Genomic DNA, 21754 nt, shown 5'->3' on the forward strand with positions numbered 1-21754 from the left:
ATTTACCGATTGATCTTTCGGGTGAAGGCCAGTTTAGTAGACCGCTTATGTCGATCGGTTTGTTATTTTCAGGTCAAGGCGCCCAGACGGTCGGAATGGGTCGCAGCTTTTACGAGAATTCGCCCATTGCGCGCGCTCTCTACGATGAGGCAGACCGCATCCTGGGCTGGAGCATTCGGGACGTTTCTTTTGACGGGCCAGACGATCAGTTGACGCTGACCCGCGTCTGCCAGCCCGCGCTGTATGTGCACGGTTATGTTGCCTACGCGCTATTGCAGGACGCCGGCAAGCTCGAGGGCCTGAAGGCGGCCATGGGGTTGAGCCTGGGTGAGTTGACGGCCCTTGCTGCGGCGCAGGTGTATGACTTTGCGACCGGCCTGAAAGTGGTGGCCAAGCGCGGTGAACTGATGCAGATGGCCTGCGAGCAAAATGGCGGCACGATGGCGGCGGTGCTCGGTGGCGAGCGTGAAGACGTGGCCGAGCTGTGCGCCAAGTTCGATGTGGACGTCGCCAACTACAACTGCCCCGGGCAGATCGTCATCTCTGGCGAAAAAGACAAGATCGCCGCGGCGGTCGAAGGCGCCAAGGAGATGGGCAAGTTCAAGCGCGTGATGCCGCTCAAGGTGGCCGGCGCCTATCACAGCCGCCTGATGGAGCCCGCGCGCCAGGCTTTCGCCGAATTTTTGACCGACATTCCGTTCGCCACGCCGCGTATCGCCGTGTTTTCCAATGTGACCGGCGGCGCGCTCGAAGATCCGCAGGCCATCAAGGATGCGCTGGTGGCCCAAGTGGTCTCCAGCGTGCGCTGGGACGACAACGTCCGTTCGGCTGCCGCCCTCGGGATTCAGGAATATTTCGAGTGCGGACCGGGTGGAGTTCTCGCTGGGCATGCGAAGCGTATTGACCGCGAGCTGAAAGTTAAAAGCATCAGTGAGTTTGCCGACCTTTCGGCCTAGCACCCTTCCATGAGTCAGCTTTCCCGCATCCGTAATTTTTGTATCATTGCCCACATCGACCACGGCAAGACGACCCTGAGTGATCGCCTGCTGGAGGCGACCCAGACCGTCGAACTGCGGGAGATGAAGGCCCAACTGCTCGACGCCATGGACTTGGAGCGCGAGCGGGGGATCACAATCAAGAGCCACCCGGTGACGCTCAAATACGTCAGCCCGAGTGGTGAAGACTACATCTTCAACCTGATCGACACGCCCGGGCACGTAGACTTCTCCTATGAAGTCTCGCGCAGCCTGGCCGCGTGCGAAGGTGCGCTGCTGCTCGTCGACGCCGCCCAAGGCATCGAGGCACAGACGGTGGCCAACGCGAATCTCGCGATGGGCCTCAGCATGGAGATCATCCCCGTGATCAACAAGGTGGACCTCCCGAGCGCCGACGTGCCCAAGATCCAGAGCCAGCTCGAGGACATCCTCGCGTTGCCGGCCGAGGACGCGATCCTCGCCAGCGCCAAGGTAGGGAAGGGCATCCCCGAGATTCTCGAAGCCGTCGTGGCGCGCATCCCGCAGCCTCGCTGGGCCGATTACGGGCAAACCCGCATCCTCATCTTTGACTGCGTTTACGACGCCTACAAGGGCGTGATCTGCTTTGTGCGCGTCTTCTCGGGCCGCATCAAGCGGGGCGACCAAGTCATGATGATGAGCGACGGGACGAAGACGGAAATCAAGGAAGTCGGCATCTTCTCTCCCCGTCAAAAGCCCCAGGATGAGCTCTTCGACGGCTGTGTGGGCTATTTGGTGACGAGCATCAAGGAAGTTGCCGACATCAAGATCGGCGATACGATTACGCACGTCGACAACCCGGCCCAGAAGATGTTGCCGGGCTATCAGGAAGTGCGCCCGATGGTGTATGCCGGTATCTACCCGATCGACACCAGCGATTACGAAAAGCTGAAGAGCAGCGTGGCCAAGCTGCGCCTCAACGACGCCGCCTTCACCTTTGCGCCGGAAAGCTCCGTGGCACTCGGTTTCGGCTTCCGCTGCGGCTTCCTCGGCCTCCTGCACATGGAGATCGTGGTCGAGCGGATCCGCCGCGAATACGACCTCGACATCATTTCGACTTACCCGAGCGTCGTCTACCACGTCATCAAAAGCGACGGCGAGAAGATCGAGGTGCAAAACCCGGCCTACTTGCCCGACCCGAGTGAAATCGAGTCGATCCTGGAGCCGATGATCAAGGCCACGATCCACTTCCCCAGCTCGCACATGGGCGACGTGATGGCTCTGCTGATGGAAAAGCGCGCCATGATCCACCATACGGAGTCGCTGGATGCCGAACGCGTGATGATGTCGGCCATGATGCCGCTCAACGAAATCCTGATCGATTTCAACGACCGCCTGAAGAGCATTACCCGCGGTTATGGCTCGTTCGACTATGATTTCGACGACTATCAGGAGGGCAACCTCGTGAAGCTCGATATCATGGTCAACGGCGACATCGTGGACGCCTTTTCCAGTATCGTGCACCGCGACAAGGCCGAGGGTAGGGGACGCCAACTCTGCGAAAAGCTGAAGGACATCCTGCCTCGCCAGCTATTCAAGGTCGCCATCCAGGCCGCGATTGGCGGCAAGGTGGTGGCTCGCGAGACCGTGGGTGCCTTGCGCAAGGACGTGACCGCCAAGTGTTACGGCGGTGACATTACCCGGAAGAAAAAATTGCTTGAGAAGCAGAAGGAAGGTAAGAAGCGGATGAAGCAGATCGGTAAGGTCGCGATCCCGCAGGAAGCCTTCATCGACATTCTCAAAACCAGCAACTGATGACCACTGCCGCCTCGTTCAAGAACCTCCGCCAGGCTCGCCGCGCCACCAAGGACTGGCTGGAAGTCGCCAGCAAAGTCTACCACTACCGCCGCGATCTGCTGGCCGAAGACGACCTGCGCGAGTTGACCGAGGCGCGTGCCGAGCTGAAGCGCCTGCTGAAGGCCAAGCCGCGTGAGATTGCTCCTTACGCGGCAGCCATCGACCGCGTGGAGCCAATTCTCAAGCGCACGGGCGGCTACTATTACCCCAAGCACGGTGGGGCCGACTGGATTGAAACGCTGCTGGTGATGGCCATCCTCGGCCTCGGGATCCGGCAATTCTTCTTCCAGCCGATGAAGATCCCCACCAATTCAATGTATCCGACCTACCACGGCATGACGACGCAGCTCTACGACGATCCGGCAGAAGAGCCGGCAGGCGCGTGGAAGCTCTTGCGCAAGATTGGCCGTGGCGTGCAGCATTTCGAGCTGAAGGCACCCGCGAGCGGGGAAGTCGTCTGGATGGAGCAGCCTCAGCCCGTCAGTGGCCGCAGCATGCTGGTGATCCCGGCGCAAAAGCTGCGCTTTACGCTGCTCGTGGGTGGAGAGCCGGTGCAATTCGATGTGCCGGCCGAATACGATTACCGTCCGCTGCTGGAAGGCCTCATGGTGCAGGGGCAAGCTCGGCGCACCATGGTCAACGGCCAGGCCGCGTACGCCACCGGCACACGCGTGCAGGCGGGCGAAACCGTCTTGTCCTGGGACATTCTGACCGGAGACCAGTTGTTCGTAGACCGCTTCAGTTATCACTTTGTGAAGCCCAAAGTCGGCGATCCGGTGGTCTTCGACACGACCAATGTGCCGGGCATGGACGAAGGCGAGCGCGGCAAATACTACATCAAGCGCTTGGTCGGGGTAGAGGGCGATACGCTCGAAATCCGCGAACCGGGAGTCATCCGCAACGGGCAACCGCTGGATGGGGCCGATGCCTTTACTCGCAATGCGGCGCAGGAAGGCGAATACGAAGGCTACCTGCGGGGCGACAATCCGCGCTTTCGTGGTACCTCGCGTTTTCCCGGCGATGAATTCGTCGTCCCCGAAGGCAATTACTTCGTCCTTGGCGATAACTCCGACGAGAGCTTAGACAGCCGCTTCTGGGGCTTCGTGCCAGAACGCTCGATGGTCGGGAAGGCGGGCTTCATCTATTATCCCATCAGCCCGCGCTGGGGCGCTGCCGAATAATAGAAATGGAGACGGGTCGCCGACTTACCTGCGGCGGCTCGGCCTTGAAAGCAGAATTCTTCAAGAAGGAGCATCCTTGAATGCTTAGATTACAATTCATGCACAATAGGGATTATGTCTAATCGAATTGTTTTTATCCTTGTTTGCTCTTCCATTGGGCTTTTATCCCTCTCGCTTTCGGCAGGCATTCTGGATGATCCAAGGATTCAGGAGTTGGAGCACGAGCTGGCCGAAGCAGACACTCAGACCGATATGGATCTCGCTTCCAAGGCGGTCGCGGACTACCTCGATTCAAGACTACGCGATTTGAGGGCACGTATTTGCGCAGAAATCGAGCCGAGGATGCGAGAGCAGTTTCGGGAGTCGGAGCGTCATTGGCAGGCGTATCGATCAGCGGCCACTCGCCTCTCGGGGCTTCAGTATGAAGGCGGCAGTATTCGACCGTTGATCCACAACGAAGTTTTCGCGCAGCTTACCCGTGTTCACATCAAAGAGCTGGAGGCATATGAGCGAGATTAATTGCCATGCTTGCGCTATTATTGTCGCTCTAGGCTGGCCAAGCGCACCCTGCCCGTTTTGCATCTTCGACCATGCAAGTGCTTTCACGCCCCGATCAACGCTCAGCCGACCAGCTGCGCCCCGTCTCCTACCAGCTCGACATCGCTCCGGCGGCTGCGGGCTCGATCCTGATTCGCTTCGGCAATACGCAGGTGATCTGCGCTGCTTCGCTCGAAAAGGATGTGCCGCGCTGGATGTTGGCGGAGGGCCAGACGGGAGGCTGGATGACGGCAGAGTACTCGATGCTGCCCTACTCGACTCTGGGCCGCAAACCCCGTGACGCCACCAAGGGCAAGGTCGATGGTCGCACGATCGAGATCCAGCGCCTGATTGGCCGTAGCCTCCGGGCCGTGACCGACCTCTCGAAGCTGCCCGGCTACACCCTATGGTTCGATTGCGACGTGCTCCAGGCCGATGGCGGCACCCGCACAGCCTCGATTACGGGTGCCTACATTGCGGGCCAGATTGCGGTGCAGCGTGCGATCGCCGCAGGTAAGCTGGCTGAGAGTCCCTTTACCGATTCCGTCGCCGCCATCAGCGTGGGCGTCTGGCAAGGTCACCCGATCCTCGACCTCTGCTATATTGAGGACAAGGACGCGAGCGTCGACGCCAACATCGTCATGACCGGCAAGGGGCGCTACGTGGAGACTCAGGCCAGCGGCGAAGAAGCCACCTTTGGCCCCGAGGAGCTTTCCCAACTGCTCCAGCTCGCGCAAAAAGGCATCCAGGAACTGACCGAGCTGCAAACCCGCGCGATTGCGGAAGCATTGTAGACTTCTGCCCAATGGACTGGCTCGGATGATCGCCGGGCCAGTTTTCAACCCTGCTGCTTACCCGGAGCAGGACTGGATTGTTTGAGATCGTCTTTCTGGCCGTCGTAGTTACTCAAAGAGCGCAGAGTGGACGCTCGCATTTGGAGGGAGAGTTTTTTCATTCGTTGAGGGTTTTCTTCTTTGGCTGCGTTTAGAGTATTACCATGCAAGACGAATTCGAACAGTCGGTGGAGCGGTTGCGGAGCAGGCCCGTGCCCCCCTGCCCCGCCCAGCTCGAGGCCAACGTGCTACGGCGCGTGCGGCTGGAGCAATCTGAACAACGGGCCGACTGGTGGGCGTGGCTCTCCGGGTTGACGAGCCGGCCTGCCTACGCACTGGGAGCCTTCGCGCTGGGCATCGGCGTAAGCACAGCGGTGACGCTGTTTTCCGTCTCTTCGCAGGCCGACCGGCAGGCGGAGCTGAGCCGTGCCTTTGGCTTCGATGCACTGACACAGACTCACATCGTCCACCTCGACGCTCCGACCAAGCCATGAACGATTCCGACACATCTCGTGTGGGCGCTGTTCGGTTGATGGTCGCCGCGCTGCTGCTGGTGGCCGTCTGTGCGGGCGTCTCGCTGTTGACGGTCTCGTGGTTTGGCCCCAAGCATACGCCTTGGCAGCACGACGAGCCGCACCATGGACATGCCTGGCTGCATCAGGAGCTGGGCTTGAGCGCAGACGAAGCTGCACGGATCGACGCTTTCGAGGCCGATTACCGCCAAGAGCGGACCGAGCTGGAGGCCGAGTTCAACCGGCGCATCGCTACGCTGGCGCAACTGCTGCACGACAACGACAGCTACACGCCCGAAGTTACCGCCCAGGTGCATCGCATCCATGAAGTGCATGGGCGGCTGCAGGAGCTCGCGATTCAGCACTATTACGAGATGCTGAGCGTCTTGCCGCCGGAAAAGCAGGCCCGCTTGCGCGAACTGGCGGTGGAGGCCTTGAGCCAGCCCGAGTAAAAGCACGGCCTTGCATGGAAGATGCCGATCAAGCAGTGCTGCAGCGACTGCAACAGGCCGATGAGGCTGCGTTGCGGGAGTTGATTGCGCGCCATCAGGAGCCGGTTTTCCGTCTGGCCTGGCGCTACCTTGGCAGCGAGCAGGATGCGGCTGAAGTGGCGGAGGAGACCTTCGTAAAGGTGTTTTTTAACGCCGCCCGTTACCGACCCAAGGCGGCGGTGCGCACCTGGATCTTTTCCATCGCGGCCAACCTTTGCCGCGATCGGCTGCGGAGGCGCAAGCGTTGGTGGTTTCACGAGCCCTTGGAGGCGGACGAAGTCGCACCGGCTGATTCCGGGCGCGATGCCCATGCCGAAACGGTGGCACGGGAGCAGTTGGCCGCGATTGATGCGGCCGTGGCCGAGCTGCCGCACCAGCTGCGTTTCCCCTTCGTCTTTTGTGCTCTGGAGGGGCACTCCTACGACGCGTGTGCAGAGGTGATGGAGACTACGCGCAAGTCGGTAGAGACCCGCATTTATCGGGCGCGCAACATCTTGCGGGAGAAATTGAGCGCCTTGCGTCAAAAAAGCTGAGGGTTTCGTGCCCGAGCTACGTTTCAACAGTATCGACCGATGAATTGGAGCACTTTCATTCGCGGGCTCTGGCCCCTCGCGTTTCTGCCGCTGCTGAATGGTGCGGAGGCCCCGCGCACGTTGCTGAATTACCTGGAGACGGCCCAACGCGACAATCCCGGGTTGGAGGCGTTCTCCGCCCGCTACGAAGCGGCACAGGCGCGTATCCCGCAGGCCCGGTCCCTACCCGACCCCATGCTGCAGGTGACGCACTTTGTCGAAAGCGTCGAGACACGCAATGGGCCTCAGGAAAACGCGATCATGCTCAACCAGCGCCTGCCGTGGTTTGGCAAACTGGATGCTCGTGGCAACGCCGCCAGCGCCGAGGCCGAAGCCCTGTGGTATGCCTATCAGAATCAGCAGCTTGCCCTTGCTCGGCGGGTGGCGATGGGCTTCTACGAGTATGCCTACACCGCCAAGGCGTTGGAGCTGACCCGTTCGAATGTGGACCTGCTGGACCAGTTGCTGCCGATGGTGGAGGAGCGCGTGCGGGGCGGAGGCGATCTGAACCCGGTGCTGCGCCTGCAAGTCGAGCTGGGGAAGCTCAATGATCGCCTGCAGACTCTGGAGCAACAGCGCGCCGCTCAGTCGGCCCAACTGCGCGAACTGCTGGGGATGGAGCCAGGGGAGCCGCTGATCTGGCCCGAGTGGAGCGCTCCGGCTACGGAAGCCCTCGACGGCCCGTCGCTGCAACTGGCGCTGGAAGCCAATCACCCGGAGCTGCAGATGCTCGCCCGGAGGGTAGAGAGCGCAGAAGCTCGGCGCGAGATCGCCCGCCTGGAGAACTTTCCCGACATCACTTTGGGTCTCAATTACATCCAGATCGGCGATCCGGGGATGCCGATGGCCGGCTCCGATCCAGGCAAAGACGCGTGGGGGGTGATGGTATCCGTCAACCTCCCGGTCTGGCGGGGGAAATACGATGGCCAGCGCGATGAGGCTCACCAGCAGCAACGCGCAGCCGAGGCGGAATTGCGGGACCGTGAGAACGGCCTGAAGGCTGAGCTTGCCGCTGCCCTTGCCCGCTATCGCGATGCGGACCGGCGCCTGACGCTTTACCGCGATACGCTGCTGCCTTTGGCCGGCCAAGCTGCCGAAATCAGCCGGACAAGCTATGAGGTCGGGCGTGCAACGCTGCTGGAGCTGATCGACAGCGAACGCTCGAAACTGGAGCTTCAACTACTCTATTGGCGGGCCGCCGCTGATGCCGCGCAGCAGCGTGTGGTGTTGCAGACGCTCACCAACCAACCCCTTGCCCAAACTTTCCAACCTACTTTGAATCGTGAAAATTAACCGTTTGTTTGTCATCGGCGGTGCAGCTGCACTGCTGGCTTTAGGGCTGCTGCTCGGGCGCGCACTCGCGCCGGATGCCGGCCATTCCCATGCCCCTGCCGGCCACTCGGAAGACGCTGCCGGAGCGAAGATCTGGACGTGCTCGATGCACCCGCAAATTCGCCAACCGGAGCCCGGCGACTGCCCGATTTGTGGCATGGACTTGATCCCCTTGGTCGAAGACTCGGAGCATGAAGCTGGCCCGCGAGCCATGCAGATGAGCGAGAGCGCGTTGGGCCTGGCCGAAGTGCAGACCCAGCCCGTCGAGCGCCGTTTCCCTACCGCGAAGGTCCGCCTGGTCGGCACGCTTGAATACGACGAAACGCAAGTCCGCTCGCTGACCGCACGTTTCCCGGCCCGCATCGAACGGCTTTACGTGAATTATACCGGCGTAGAGGTGGCCAAAGGCGAGCACTTGGCCGAAGTCTATAGCCCGGAATTGCTCACAGCCCAACGCGAGCTTTTGACTGCATCGCGGGTCGATCCGCAAGGTCCACTGGCTCGGGCCTCGCGGGAGAAGCTGCGCCTCTGGGACCTGCTGCCGGAGCAGATCGACGCCATCCTGGCCGACGGCGAGGCCTCGGACCATATAGAGCTGCGCGCGCCGATTTCCGGTGTCGTCGGCTCCCGCAACGTCAACGAGGGGAGCTACGTGCAGACGGGGCAGTCGCTTTTCACCATCGTAGACCTGGGGCACTTGTGGCTTCAGTTGAACGCCTACGAATCGGATCTGCCCGCCTTGCGCTATGGCCAGGAGGTCCAATTCACCGTGCAGGCCTACCCGGGTGAGACTTTTACGGGCACGATTTCCTTCATCGAGCCGGTGCTGGATCGCAAGACCCGAACCGTCCCGGTGCGCGTGAACGTGCCGAACGAGGATGGTCGCCTGAAGCCGGGCATGTTTGCCCGTGGCGTGGTGGAGGCCAGACTGGCGGCGGATGGGCGTGCCTTTTCGCCTGATCTGGCGGGCAAATGGATCAGCCCCATGCACCCCGAGATCGTCAAGGATGGCCCCGGCCAGTGCGACATTTGCGGGATGGACCTCGTGCCAGCGGAGTCTTTGGGCTTTGTCGATACGGGCGACCGCGAGGCGCCGCTGGTGGTGCCGAGCTCAGCCGTACTGCAGACGGGCACCCGAGCCGTCGTTTACGTGCGCCTGCCGGATACGGAGCGTCCCACGTTTGAGGGTCGCGAGATCGTCCTGGGGCCCAAGGCTGGCAACGACTTCATTGTGAACGAGGGCCTTCAGGAAGGCGACCAGGTGGTCACGCAAGGCGCGTTCAAGATCGACAGTGCCCTGCAGATTCAGGCCAAGCCGAGCATGATGAATCCCAAGGGCGATGCGCCTGCTCCGGGGCATAATCACGGGCAAGCTGCTCAGCCCACCCGCCCCCACACCCATGATGCGGCAGGGCTGAGCCTCGATGCCGCCTCCGCCCAGCAGCTCCTGCCGGGTTACCTGAAGCTGCAACAGGCATTGGCCAACGACGACCTCAAGGCTGCACAGGCGTCTTTACGCTCTCTGATGCAAGTAACCGGGCATACGGGCGCCCCAGCGGATCTCGTGCATGCGATGCTGGGCGCAGAATCGCTCGATGCGCTGCGCAAGCCGCATTTCGATACGCTCTCTGCCGCGCTCATTACGGCGTTGCAGGCACAGCCCGAGGCCGCTGGGGAGACGCTTTACGTGATGCATTGCCCGATGGTGTATGGCGATCATGGGGCAGACTGGCTGCAAGCCAGCGACCAATTGCGCAATCCTTACTTCGGGGCGATGATGCTCAAATGCGGCGAAGTGAAAGCGAAGATCGAGTAGAGCCAGCAAGCGTCCGTTTTTGAACCGTAGAGGCAGGGCTTCCTGCCTGACATCTTTCCTATTCCTTCCATGACTTCCCGACTCATCCGTTTTTGCCTGGAAAACAAGCTGGTCGTCGTCCTCCTGACGGGGGCGATGGTGCTGGCGGGCATTATCGTCGCGCCCTTCGATTGGGACATCGACGGACTGCCGCGCGATCCGGTGCCGGTGGATGCGATCCCTGACCTCGGTGAAAACCAGCAGATCGTGTTTACGGAGTGGATGGGCCGCTCGCCCCAAGACATCGAAGACCAGGTGACGTATCCATTGACGACGGCCCTGCTGGGCTTGCCGGAGGTGAAGACGATCCGCAGCTACTCGATGTTCGGCTTTTCGACGATCTACGTGATCTTCAAGGAAGAGGTGGAGTTTTACTGGTCCCGCAGCCGCATTCTGGAGAAGCTCAACAGCTTGCCCACCGGCACGCTGCCTCCAGCCGTGACGCCACAATTGGGGCCGGATGCGACTGCGTTAGGTCAGGTTTTCTGGTACACACTCGAAGGCCGCGATCGCGAAGGCAAGCCGACCGGGGGCTGGGACCTCGATGAGCTGCGCTCCACGCAGGACTGGTATGTGCGCTATGCCCTGCAAGGGGTGGATGGCGTGGCGGAGGTGGCTTCCATCGGCGGCTTTGTGCGCGAATACCAGATCGACGTAGATCCCGATGCGCTGCGGATCTACGACCTTACCTTGCAGCAGGTTTTCGATGCCGTGCGGGGTAGCAACCTCGACGTTGGCGCACGCACCATCGAGATCAACCGCGTGGAATACGTGATCCGAGGTGTGGGCTTTCTCAAGAGCCTCGACGATCTGCGCCAGACCGTGGTGGCTTCGCGCGATCGTGTGCCGGTGACGTTGGAGCAGATCGCTTCCGTCGAATACGGTCCGGCTTTGCGCCGTGGTGCGCTGGATAAGGCGGGCGCGGAAGCGGTGGGTGGTGTCGTGGTGACGCGTTTTGGCGAGAACCCGCTGGCCACCATCGAGCGCGTAAAGGCCAAGATTGCGGAGATTTCGCCCGGCCTGCCGCAGAAAACCTTGGCCGATGGCACCGAAAGCCAGGTCCAGATCGTGCCGTTTTACGACCGTACGGGCTTGATCAAGGAGACGCTCGGCACGCTGGAGGAAGCGGTGTCACTGGAGATCTTGGTGACGATCATCGTCGTCGTCCTCATGGTGCTGCACCTGCGCAGCGCGCTGATGATCTCGGCCCTGTTGCCGCTTGCGGTGCTCTTTGCCTTCCTCGGGATGAAAGCGTTTGGCATCGACGCCAACATCGTAGCTCTATCCGGCATTGCCATCGCCATCGGGACGATCGTCGATATGGGCATCGTCCTGACCGAGAACATCCTCAAGCACCTCAAGCAGGCAGACCCCAGCGAAAACCGTCTGGAGGTGGTGCATCGGGCAAGTGCGGAGGTGGGTAGCGCGGTTTTGACGGCCGTCCTTACGACCGTGATCAGCTTCCTGCCAGTGTTCTTCATGCAGGAGGCCGAGGGTAAGCTCTTTCGTCCGCTGGCCTTCACCAAAACTTTTGCCCTGATTGGCTCGATTGTGGTCGCGCTCACAATCATTCCACCGCTTGCGCATGCGGTCTTGGGCTGGCGTTTGCCGAAGCGCTTCAGCCGCCCTGCCCTCGCCAAGGGCTCATCCCGTTACCGCAAGTTCGTGCACCCGCTGTTGCTCGTGGCGGTGGTCGTGTGGGTGGCCGTTATCCTGGCGGGTGAGTGGCGTCCTTTGGGGGCCGAATACACGTTCCGCAACATCGTCTTTGTGCTGATCGCAGTGGGTGGGCTTTTGCTGCCGATGCTGGGCTTTGTCTGGCTCTACCCCCGGCTGCTGCCCCATGTCTTGCGGGCCAAGCTGCCCTTCCTCTTCGCCAGCGCGCTTGTGGTGCTGTTCGGGTTCACGGCGTGGGTCGGCTGGCCGCAGGTCTTTGGGTGGCTGCCCCAGCCTATCAAGTCTAGCCAGCCCTACGTGACGATGGCGCACGCGGTGCCCGGCTTTGGCGAAGAGTTCATGCCGCCGCTCGACGAAGGTTCATTCCTCTTCATGCCTACGACCATGCCGCATGCCTCCATCGGCGAGGTGATGGACGTGCTCAGCAAGCAGGACATGGCCATCAACGCAATCCCGGAGGTCGAAAGCGTGGTCGGCAAGCTGGGCCGGGCGGATAGCCCGTTAGACCCCGCGCCGGTGTCGATGATCGAGACCATCATCGCTTACAAGTCCGAATACAAGACGGACGACGACGGCCGTATTCTCAATTTTGCCTACGATCAGAAGGCCGAAGAATTCCGTCGCGATGCGGCTGGCGAACTGATCCCCGATTCCCGTGGCCGACCGTTTCGCCAGTGGCGCGACGAAATCCGCAGTCCCGACGATATTTGGGACGAGATCGCCCGCGCCGCCAGTATCCCCGGCACGACTTCCGCGCCCAAGCTCCAACCGATTGCCGCCCGCCTGGTGATGCTGCAAAGCGGGATGCGCGCCCCCATGGGCCTCAAGGTAAAAGGGCCCGACCTGGAGTCGATTGAACGCGCTGCACTGCAGATCGAGGAAGCGCTTCAGCAAGTACCGTCGATCCGCAGCGAAACCGTGCTGGCCGATCGTATTGTGGGCAAGCCATACCTCGAAATCGAGATCGACCGCGAAGCCATCGCCCGCTACGGGCTGCGGATTCAAGCCGTCCAGGATGTGATCGAAGTGGCGGTAGGTGGTCGCCCGATCACCACGACGGTGGAAGGGCGCGAACGCTATCCGGTCCGGGTGCGGTACCCACGTGAACTACGCGACTCGCCCGAAACCATCGAAAACGTGCTTGTAGCTGCCCCCGATGGCACGCAGATCCCTCTGAAGGAGCTGGCGCGCATCGAATACCGGCGCGGCCCGCAGATGATCAAGAGCGAGGATACGGCGTTGGTCGGCTACGTCATCTTTGATAAGCAGCCGGGGCGGGCCGAAGTCGAGGTGGTCGAACAGGCCGACGAGATGCTGACGCAGATGCGCGCCTCCGGTGAGCTCCAACTGCCCACGGGCGTCACGTATGCCTTCACTGGCAGCTATGAAAACCAGCTGCGGGCCGAAGCGCGCCTGCGCATCCTGCTGCCGCTTTCTCTACTGGCGATCTTCCTCATCCTTTACTTCCAGTTCAAGAAGGTGCTGGTGACCTTGCTGGTCTTCTCCGGAGTGGCCTTTGCCTGGGCCGGCGGCTTCATTCTGCTCTGGCTCTACGGGCAAGACTGGTTCCTGCACTTCTCGCTCTTTGGGCACGACTTGAGGGAGCTTTTCCAGATCAACACGATCAATCTCAGCGTCGCGGTGTGGGTCGGTTTCCTGGCACTTTTCGGCATCGCGACCGACGATGGGGTGCTCATGGCCACGTATCTGGAGCAACGTTTCAAGGAAGCTCCGCCGACCAACCGCGCGGAGATTCGCGAGCGTGTGCTGGAGGCGGCCAGCCGTCGCGTGCGCCCAGCCATGATGACGACCGCCACGACGGTGCTCGCGCTGTTGCCGGTGCTGACTTCCACCGGGCGCGGTTCCGACGTGATGGTGCCGATGGCAATTCCTACCTTCGGAGGGATGTGCCTTGCGATCATCACGATCTTCATCGTGCCCGTGCTCTACTGCCTGTTGGCAGAGATTGGCCTGAAGCTGCGGGGAGTGAAATAAGTGCGGACTGTTCTGACGGTCTGACGGCCAGGGGTTTTGACGGACAGCGCTTGCGATGGCAATAGAGGGTTAGCGTCTTCCCCCCGCCGCGCCACCACCCTAAAATCCCTCTGTGATCATGCCCCTGCCACGCCTGCGCGTTCCCCTCCTCCTATGTGCCCTCATTGGGGCTAGCCTCACGTCTTTTGCGGACACCTTGAACCCACGGGTCGAGCCTGCCTCGCCGGAATCGACCCGCATCCTCCCGATTGCAGGGGATGGTTTCTCCGGCTCGTCCGTAAACGTGATTGCGGGCCTGCAGCACACACTTTTTACGCACCGGAGCACGCAATATGCGGCCTTTTATGCTGCTGATGGTACGCTGGTGCTGGCCCGTCGCGCCATCGGCTCCGATACCTGGGAGACACGGCGCACGCCCTATACGGGGAAAGTTGCTGACGCCCACAACTCCGCCAGCCTGGTCGTAGACGGCGCGGGCTACCTGCACGTCGCGTGGGATCACCACGGCAACGGCCTCAACTACGCGCGTTCGGTCGAACCGGGCTCATTGGAGCTTGGGCCACGACAGCGCATGGTCGGTCGCGACGAATCCCGCGTGACCTACCCGTCGTTCATCCGCCTGCGCGACGGCGACCTCTTGGCGTTTTACCGCGACGGAGCTTCCGGTCAGGGCAACCTCGTGCTCAACCGCTACGATGTGGAGACACAAAAGTGGTCGCGCGTGCAGGACAAGGTGCTCGACGGTGAGGGCCAGCGCAGCGCCTACCCTTCCTTTTATTATGACCGTCGCGGCACGCTCCATCTGGCCTGGGTCTGGCGCGAATCACCCGACGTGGCTACCAACCACGACATCGCCTACGCGCGCTCCACCGATGGCGGTAAGAAGTGGACGACCATCGACGGAAAGCCCCTCCAGTTGCCAATTACTCAAGCTTCCGCCGACTATGCCGTGCGAATCCCGCAAGGCAGGAGCCTGATGAATCCGCCCGCCGTTTCAGCAGATAGCCAGAGCAATCCGCTGCTGGTCAATTACTGGGCGCCCGAGGGCTCGGATGTTCCGCAGTATCATCTGGTGCGGTTCGACGGCCAAGGCTGGCGCACTTCACAAATCACTCAGCGCACACAGCCCTTTACGCTCTCCGGTACCAACACCAAGCGCCCGCCTCTCTCCCGTGCGGTCGTGGTGGTGGAACGCCCCTGGCGCCGTCCAGTCATGGCTTATGTGGCTTTTCGCGACGACGAGCGCGATGGGCGAGCGGTGATCGCTTCCAGCACTAATATCGAGACGGAGCAGCCTATTTGGAAAATCTCCGATCTCACCGCAACATCGCTGGGTGCCTGGGAGCCTTCGTTTGATCCGGAGCAGTGGCTGCGGATGCGCCAACTGCACCTGCTCGTCCAGCCCGTGACACAGCGTGACGGCAATGACCAGCAAGCGGCCGATGTCGAGCCTACGCCGGTCGCCAACCTCATCTGGAGCCCCTTCCTCGCCGAACTGGCGGACAACCGCGCGTCAAAGGAACACGAGGCATTGCCGATTCCTGCCGCCGGGGAGCTGGAGCGTCCGCTCGTGCCCGCCGAGATACTGCCGATCCTCGAACGAGTGACGGAGTGGCAATTTGCTTTCGATTACCAACGCGACCCACGCGGCTGGGAAATCGCGCCGTTTTACATCGGGGCACTGGAGGCGGCGCGTTATACGGCGTCGGAACGGATCGAGGGCGAGTTGCAGCGCCGGTTTGAGAAGATGGGATGGAAGCCCGCCCCGCGCCCCTACCACGCCGATGACTATGCGGTCATTCAGGCCTACGCGGAACTAGGCCGCCGCATGGACGAACCTGCCACAATGAAGCCCTCGCTGGCTTACCTGGATAACATCATCGAGAACCCATCGCCCGCCCTGCTGGAATGGGGCACACCACACGTCGACGACCGCTGGTCGTGGTGCGACGCCCTCTTCATGGGGCCGGCTTCGCTGCTGGATGCCTACCTGCTGACGGGTGATGAGCGCTATCTGGAGTTTGCCAACCGCGAGTGGTGGGCCACGACCGATTTCCTGTTTAGCCCGGTGGATGGATTTTATGCGCGCGATCAGAGCTACCTGGATGTGCGCGAGCCCAACGGTCAGAACATCTACTGGTCGCGCGGGAACGGCTGGGTTGCGGCAGGGCTAGCCCGTGTGCTGGCGCGCTTTCCAAAAGACCATCAAGACTACCCGCGTTACGTTGCCCTCTACCAGCGCATGATGATTGCGGTGCTCGCCGCCCAGCAGCCCGACGGTCTCTGGCGTCCCGGCCTGCTTGCTCCGGATTCACACCAGGCTCGGGAGGTCAGCGGCAGTGCCTTCTACACCTTTGCACTCGCCTGGGGCGTCAACCACGGTCTGCTTGACCGCGAAGCAACGCTGCCCGCCATTCGCCGCGCCTGGAACGCCATGACCGCTTGTGTGCGTGAAGATGGCAAGGTCGAGCACATCCAGCCCATTGGTGCCGCACCGGAAGGCTTCGACCCGTCCCACACCGACGCGTTTGGCGTCGGCGCGTTCCTGCTTGCTGGCTCGGAGATTTATGCGCTGGTCGCGGACGAGGAGCCGGTAAGCTATCAGGATTGAGTTGCCTGCAGATAGGCCCGCCAGCCGCCGTTGGCTGTAATGTCTTTGGCGGCCGTGGTGGCGATCGATTCGCAGAGGAAGCCCAGCTCGCGGCGGCCATCGGCCAGCTCGACCCAGCCCAGGCCGAGCGGCGGGCTGATCTGGGCGGCAAAGGTGCCCCAGTGGCGTTTAGGGAGGTCCCAGACTTCCACATCCAACGCCGCCCCACCCTCCGGCACGCGCACGATGCCGGGCTTGGCAATCGAGCCGGGGAGCGCGTAGGCCCGGTAGACGGGTGCCGTGCGGGTGGCCTCCTGCAACGTTGCGCCCAGTTCGGTCAGTTGCCAGTTGAGCGGCAGGCCCTGCAGATGCGCGCCACAGACGACGATGGGCTGCGTGGTCTCCGGTTCGAGCGGCAGTTGCGCGCAAAGATCCAGCAGGCGACGGTCGCTGAAGGCCGGGCCAACCAGCGTCACGCCAAAGGGCAGCCCTTGCTCCGTAAACCCAGCGGGTGCCGCCAGCGCGCAGCAGTCGAGCAGGTTCATGAAATTGGTATAGAAGCCCAGATTGCTGTTGGTCTGGACAGGATCGGCCTCCACCTCGGCACGCGTGTAGATCGTGCCAGCCGTCGGGGTCAGGAGCGCGTCCACCGAGCGCCAGACCCGTTCCACTTCACGCTTCAGGGCCTCCAGCCGGTAGAGTGACTTGAAGAGGTCGGTCGCCTTCAGGTTCGCTCCGCCGCCGATGATCTTTCGCGTTACGGGGTGCAAGGCGTCCGTGTTGCGCTCGATCAGCTCCTGAATCGCGCAATAGCGCTCGCTGACCCACGGCCCTTCGTAGAGCAGGCGGGCGGCTTCGGCGAAGGGCTCAAAGTCTACCACGTGGGTCTGCACGCCTTGCGCCTCCAGCCGGGCGAGCGTCTCGCGGTAAAGGCGCTCGTATTCTGCGTTGCCGAAGAACTTGCATTGCTCGGGCGCTACGATGCCGATCACGGGCGTCGGACGCTGCGGGAAGGCGTTGCTTCGGGCAGGCCGAGCATAGGCGTCCTTGGGGTCGTAGTCGGCCGTCAGCTCCAGTAGCGTGCGGGAGTCGGCGGCGTTGAGGGCAAAGATCGACACGCAGTCCAGCGAGCGACAGGCCGGCACGACGCCGAGCGCGCTGAGCAGGCCACGGGTCGGTTTGACGCCATAGAGGTGATTGAAAGCAGCCGGCACGCGGCCCGACCCCGCCGTATCCGTCCCTAGCGAAAAGCTCGCCAGGCCTTGTGCGACGGCTGCCGCCGAGCCCGAGCTGGAGCCGCCGGGGATATGCTCCGCCGAATAGGCATTGCGTGGCACGCCGAAGGGCGAGCGCACGCCGACGAGGCCCGTCGCGAACTGGTCGAGGTTGGTCTTGCCCAGCGGGAGCGCGCCCAGGTCGATCAGGCGCTGCACCACATGCGCCGATTCCTCCGGCACGTAACGGTAGTCTGCGCACGAGGCGGTGGTTGGCACGCCTGCGAGGTCGATATTGTCCTTGATCGCAAACGGGATGCCGTAGAGGGGCAAATCGACTGGCGACTGCTGCTCCAAACGCTGCAGGTAAGGCTCCAGCTCTTCGGCGCAGAGACGGTGCAGGTAGATCGCGGGATCGTCCACCTGTTGCCAGCGCTGGTCGAGCTGCGCGACAAGTTGGCGGGGCGTGAGGCGGCCTTGCACATAGGCCGCGCGCAGAGTCTTGAGGTCGAGGGAAAGGGCCATGATGCGTTTTTCTAGGCAGTGGCAAGCGGGCGGATGACGGCGAGGGCCTGGCCGGTCTGAACCGCAGTGCCTTCGTGGCAGCGGACTTCCACCACCTCGCAATCCTGCGTCGCGGGGCAGCCCACCTCCATTTTCATGGATTCGAGCACGACGAGCGGGTCGCCGGCGGCAATACGCTGGCCGGGCTGCACGGCGATCTTCCAGACGTTGCCGGTGACTTGGGCCGTAAGCAGCTCGCAGCCTTCGGGCAACGCTTCGGCGTCGTCGAGCAAGCCATCGGTGAAGCCGTCTTCGGCCTCAAAAGTCGCCTGCCCGTCGCGCACCCAGCGATCACGTTCGGCCTCGAACGAAGCCTGCTGGTGCTGCTTGAAGGTGCGGATGCCTTCGGCGTTGTCGCGCAGGAAGCGTTGGTAATCGCCGAGATCGAACGTCGTTTCCTCGACCTTCGGCGTAAAGCGTCCATGGGGGAAGTCAGCACGCATTTGCATCAGCTCGTCGTGGCTCACTGGGTAGAAGCGGATCTGGTCGAAGAAGCGCAGCAGCCACGGCTGGCCGGAGGCAAACAGTGGCGTGCTGCGCTGGCGGTTCCACACTTGCACGGTGCGGCCAACAAATTGATACCCGCCCGGGCCCTCCATCCCATAGATGCACATGTAGGCACCGCCGATGCCGACCGCGTTTTCCGGCGTCCATGTGCGGGCCGGATTGTATTTGGTCGTTACAAGGCGGTGGCGCGGGTCGATGGGGGTGGCCACCGGCGCCCCGAGGTAGACGTCGCCCAAGCCGAGCACAAGATAGCTGGCGTTAAAGACGATGTCCTTCACCTCTTCGATCGAATCGAGACCGTTGATGCGGCGGATAAACTCGATATTGCTGGGCGCCCAGGGCGCGTTTTTGCGCACGATCTGGTCGTACTTGCGGATCGCGAGCTGCGTCTGCTCGTCGTCCCAGGACAGCGGGAGGTGCACGATGCGTGTTGGCAGCGTCATCTCCGTGACCGAAGGCAGACCCGCTTCGAGCGCCAGCAGGTGGTCCATGAGCGCCGAGAGTTTAAGCTGCAGGGGGTTATAGCGCACCTGCAGCGAGCGGATGCCCGGCGTCATCTCCAGCAGGCCGGGCAAGGGCTGATCTTGCAGCGCCTGCATCAGCGCGTGGACCCGGAAGCGCAGGTTGAGGTCGAGCACCATTTCGCCGTATTCGACCAACACCGCGTGGTCCCCCGAGCGGCGATACGTCACGGCCAGACGACGGTCGGCGGTGGGCTCCAAGCGCGTGATAATCGCCGGATCGCCGGCTGTATTGTCGGTCGCCTTGGCCGCCGGAGCCTGTAGCGTCACGAGCATGCGCTCCTGCGCCTCCAGCAGGCGGTCGGCCTCGGTATGGCTCACCTGCACGAAGCGCACCTTGTCACCCGGGCGGAACTGGCCGATTTTCCAGAGGTCGGCGGCAATAATTGTGGCCGGGCAGACAAAGCCGCCCAGGCTGGGGCCATCCGGGCCGAGGATGATCGGCATGTCGCCGGTGAAATCGATGGCGCCGATCGCGTAGGCGTTGTCGTGGATGTTCGACGGGTGCAGACCCGCCTCGCCGCCGTCGGTGCGGGCCCACTTCGGCTTGGGGCCGATCAGGCGCACGCCCGTGCGGGCCGAGTTGTAATGCACCTCCCAATCGGTGCCGAAGAACATCGCGATGTCGCCTTCGGTAAAGAAGTCCGGCGCGCCGTGCGGGCCGTAGAGCACGCGCACCTGCCAAGTGTCGCCGTAGCGAGGCTGTAGAGCTGCAGGCAGCGTTTCGGCTTCGGTCTGCTCCTGCTCGCTGAGGTGGAGCACGTCCCCGGCTTGCAGCGTGCGACCATTGTGCCCCCCAAACTTGCCCAGCGTGAAGGTGGCCTTGCTGCCGAGGTAAGCCGGCACATCCAGCCCGCCCGCCAAGGCGAGGTAAGCCCGGCAGCCGGTGCCTTTCACTTTGCCGAGCGCGAGCGTGGCACCGGCCGATACCGGCACGGCTTGCCAATGCGGCACGGGCTCGCCGTCGAGCGTGGCTTCGATTTCGGCCCCGGTGAGGCAAATCGTGGTCGCGCCCTGGAACTTCAAGGTTGGGCCTGTCAGCGTGATCTCGAGCCCGGCGGCGTCCTTGTCGTTACCAAGGATGCGGTTGCCAAGGCGGAACGCCAGGCTGTCCATCGGGCCGGATGGCGGCACGCCCACATCCCAATAGCCTACACGGCCGGGATAGTCCTGCACCGTGGTGAAAGTGCCGGGTGCCAACACGTCCACCGTGCGGCTGACGTAGGTAAAGCCTTCGAGAAAGCGCGTGTGCACCTTACCCTCTTGAAACACGAGCTGGGCGAAGATCTGGCGAGTAAATTCAAGATTCGTCTCCACCCCCGAAAGGCGCGTCTCTGCCAGCGCCTGTTGCATGCGCGTGATAGCTTGGGCGCGGTCGCCTGCCAACACGAGCACCTTGGCCAGCATCGGGTCGTAATAAGGGCTCACCTCCGTGCCGCGCTCGACCCAACGGTCAACGCGGGTCCATTCGGGGAACACGGCTTCGGTCAACTCACCCGTGCTGGGCTGGAAGTTCTTCAGTGGGTCTTCGGCGTAGATGCGGGTCTGAATCGCATGGCCTTGGGGGCGGATCGAATTCTGAGCGGGGACTTCCCAGCCACCGGCGGCGAGGCGGACCATCCATTCGACGAGATCGACGCCCGTCACCAACTCCGTCACCCCATGCTCGACCTGCAGGCGCGTATTGACCTCCAGAAAGTAGAATTGTTGCGAACCTACGTCGTAGATAAACTCCACCGTGCCCGCCGAGCGGTAGCCGATGCTTTCGCCTAGACGACGGGCGGCTTCGGCCAAGGCCGTGCGCAGGCTTTCCGTGATCCCGAGCGCGGGGGTCTCTTCGATTACCTTCTGGTTTCGGCGCTGCACGGAGCAATCGCGTTCGCCGAGCGTCACCACCCTGCCCTGCCCGTCGCCAAAGATCTGCACCTCGATGTGGCGGGCGCGCTCCAGATACTTTTCGAGGAAGAGCGCGGCATCGTTGAAGTTGTTGCGCGACAGACGTTCGACGGCGGCGTAGGCCAGTTCCAGCTCTTTCGCGTCGCGGCAAAGGCGCATACCGATCCCACCACCGCCTGCGCTGCTCTTGAGCATCACGGGGTAGCCGATCTCGCCCGCCTGCACGAGCGCGTCCTGCACGTCGGCCAGCACGCCCGTGCCCGGCACCAGCGGCACCTCGGCCTCTTGCGCGACTTCACGCGCGGTATGTTTGAGGCCAAAGCGCCGCATCTGCTCGGGCGTCGGGCCGATGAAGGCCACGCCTGCCGCTTCGCACGCCTCGGCAAAGGCAGCATTCTCGCTCAGCAGCCCGTAGCCGGGGTGGATCGCCTGGGCTCCGGTCTGGCGGGCGGCTTCGAGGATCGCGACGACGTTGAGGTAGCTTTCGGCGACGGGGGCCGGGCCGACGCGCACTGCCTCATCCGCCAGGCTCACGTGGGCCGCGTAGGCGTCGGCATCGGAATAGATCGCGACGGAGCGGACGCCGAGCTGGCGCAGGGTGCGGATGATGCGGCAGGCGATTTCGCCCCGGTTGGCAATGAGAACCTTGTTGAACATACGGGCAGCA

The 21754-nt window shown here is 62.6% G+C and carries 14 protein-coding genes; 12 read left to right on the forward strand and 2 right to left on the reverse strand.

The window, feature by feature from the left end; genetic code table 11:
* Nucleotides 1-47 precede the first annotated feature (47 nt).
* The 12 genes from fabD to Q7P63_15295 all read left to right on the forward strand — a co-directional run bounded on the left by fabD (nt 48) and on the right by Q7P63_15295 (nt 16406).
* On the forward strand, nt 48-956 hold the full coding sequence (gene fabD / locus Q7P63_15240; GenBank protein MDP0501446.1) for an ACP S-malonyltransferase: 909 nt from the start codon (nt 48-50) through the stop codon (nt 954-956).
* Between the two features lie 9 nt (nt 957-965).
* Nucleotides 966-2768 carry a translation elongation factor 4 gene (lepA, locus tag Q7P63_15245; protein ID MDP0501447.1) on the forward strand — a complete coding sequence of 601 codons (1803 nt, stop codon included), beginning with the start codon at nt 966-968 and terminating at the stop codon, nt 2766-2768.
* The gene (gene lepB, locus Q7P63_15250; GenBank protein ID MDP0501448.1) at nt 2768-3991 is read left to right on the forward strand and encodes a signal peptidase I; all 1224 of its coding nucleotides are present in this window, start codon (nt 2768-2770) and stop codon (nt 3989-3991) included. The genes lepA and lepB overlap by 1 nt, the downstream gene beginning before the upstream one ends.
* Nucleotides 3992-4105: 114 nt before the next feature.
* Entirely contained in the window at nt 4106-4510 is a 405-nt protein-coding gene (locus Q7P63_15255; GenBank protein ID MDP0501449.1) for a lysozyme inhibitor LprI family protein, read from the forward strand.
* A gap of 71 nt (nt 4511-4581) precedes the next feature.
* Nucleotides 4582-5322, forward strand: coding sequence for a ribonuclease PH (gene rph, locus Q7P63_15260; GenBank protein ID MDP0501450.1), 741 nt, complete (start codon nt 4582-4584; stop codon nt 5320-5322).
* 203 nt (nt 5323-5525) lie between these two features.
* Nucleotides 5526-5855, forward strand: coding sequence for a hypothetical protein (locus Q7P63_15265; protein MDP0501451.1), 330 nt, complete (start codon nt 5526-5528; stop codon nt 5853-5855).
* Nucleotides 5852-6325, forward strand: a complete 474-nt coding sequence (locus tag Q7P63_15270) for a periplasmic heavy metal sensor (GenBank protein MDP0501452.1) — start codon at nt 5852-5854, stop codon at nt 6323-6325. Before Q7P63_15265 ends, Q7P63_15270 begins: the two co-directional genes overlap by 4 nt.
* A 14-nt stretch (nt 6326-6339) precedes the next feature.
* Nucleotides 6340-6897 carry an RNA polymerase sigma factor gene (locus tag Q7P63_15275; GenBank protein MDP0501453.1) on the forward strand — a complete coding sequence of 186 codons (558 nt, stop codon included), beginning with the start codon at nt 6340-6342 and terminating at the stop codon, nt 6895-6897.
* Between the two features lie 39 nt (nt 6898-6936).
* The gene (locus Q7P63_15280) at nt 6937-8229 is read left to right on the forward strand and encodes a TolC family protein (protein ID MDP0501454.1); all 1293 of its coding nucleotides are present in this window, start codon (nt 6937-6939) and stop codon (nt 8227-8229) included.
* Complete coding sequence (locus tag Q7P63_15285; GenBank protein ID MDP0501455.1) at nt 8219-10084, forward strand: efflux RND transporter periplasmic adaptor subunit; 1866 nt, start codon at nt 8219-8221, stop codon at nt 10082-10084. Before Q7P63_15280 ends, Q7P63_15285 begins: the two co-directional genes overlap by 11 nt.
* A gap of 69 nt (nt 10085-10153) precedes the next feature.
* Nucleotides 10154-13795, forward strand: coding sequence for an efflux RND transporter permease subunit (locus tag Q7P63_15290; protein MDP0501456.1), 3642 nt, complete (start codon nt 10154-10156; stop codon nt 13793-13795).
* Between the two features lie 118 nt (nt 13796-13913).
* Nucleotides 13914-16406 carry a BNR-4 repeat-containing protein gene (locus Q7P63_15295; GenBank protein ID MDP0501457.1) on the forward strand — a complete coding sequence of 831 codons (2493 nt, stop codon included), beginning with the start codon at nt 13914-13916 and terminating at the stop codon, nt 16404-16406.
* Here the strand turns inward: Q7P63_15295 and atzF are convergent.
* Nucleotides 16397-18124: an allophanate hydrolase gene (gene atzF / locus Q7P63_15300; GenBank protein ID MDP0501458.1), complete on the reverse strand. Its 1728-nt coding sequence runs from the start codon at nt 18122-18124 to the stop codon at nt 16397-16399. The genes Q7P63_15295 and atzF overlap by 10 nt on opposite strands.
* Nucleotides 18125-18135: 11 nt before the next feature.
* A complete protein-coding gene (uca, locus tag Q7P63_15305) occupies nt 18136-21744 on the reverse strand; it encodes an urea carboxylase (GenBank protein ID MDP0501459.1) in 3609 nt (1202 codons plus the stop codon).
* Nucleotides 21745-21754: the final 10 nt, after the last annotated feature.

It is taken from the genome of Verrucomicrobiota bacterium JB022 (assembly GCA_030673845.1).
In the GTDB taxonomy this organism is placed as follows: domain Bacteria; phylum Verrucomicrobiota; class Verrucomicrobiia; order Opitutales; family Oceanipulchritudinaceae; genus WOUP01.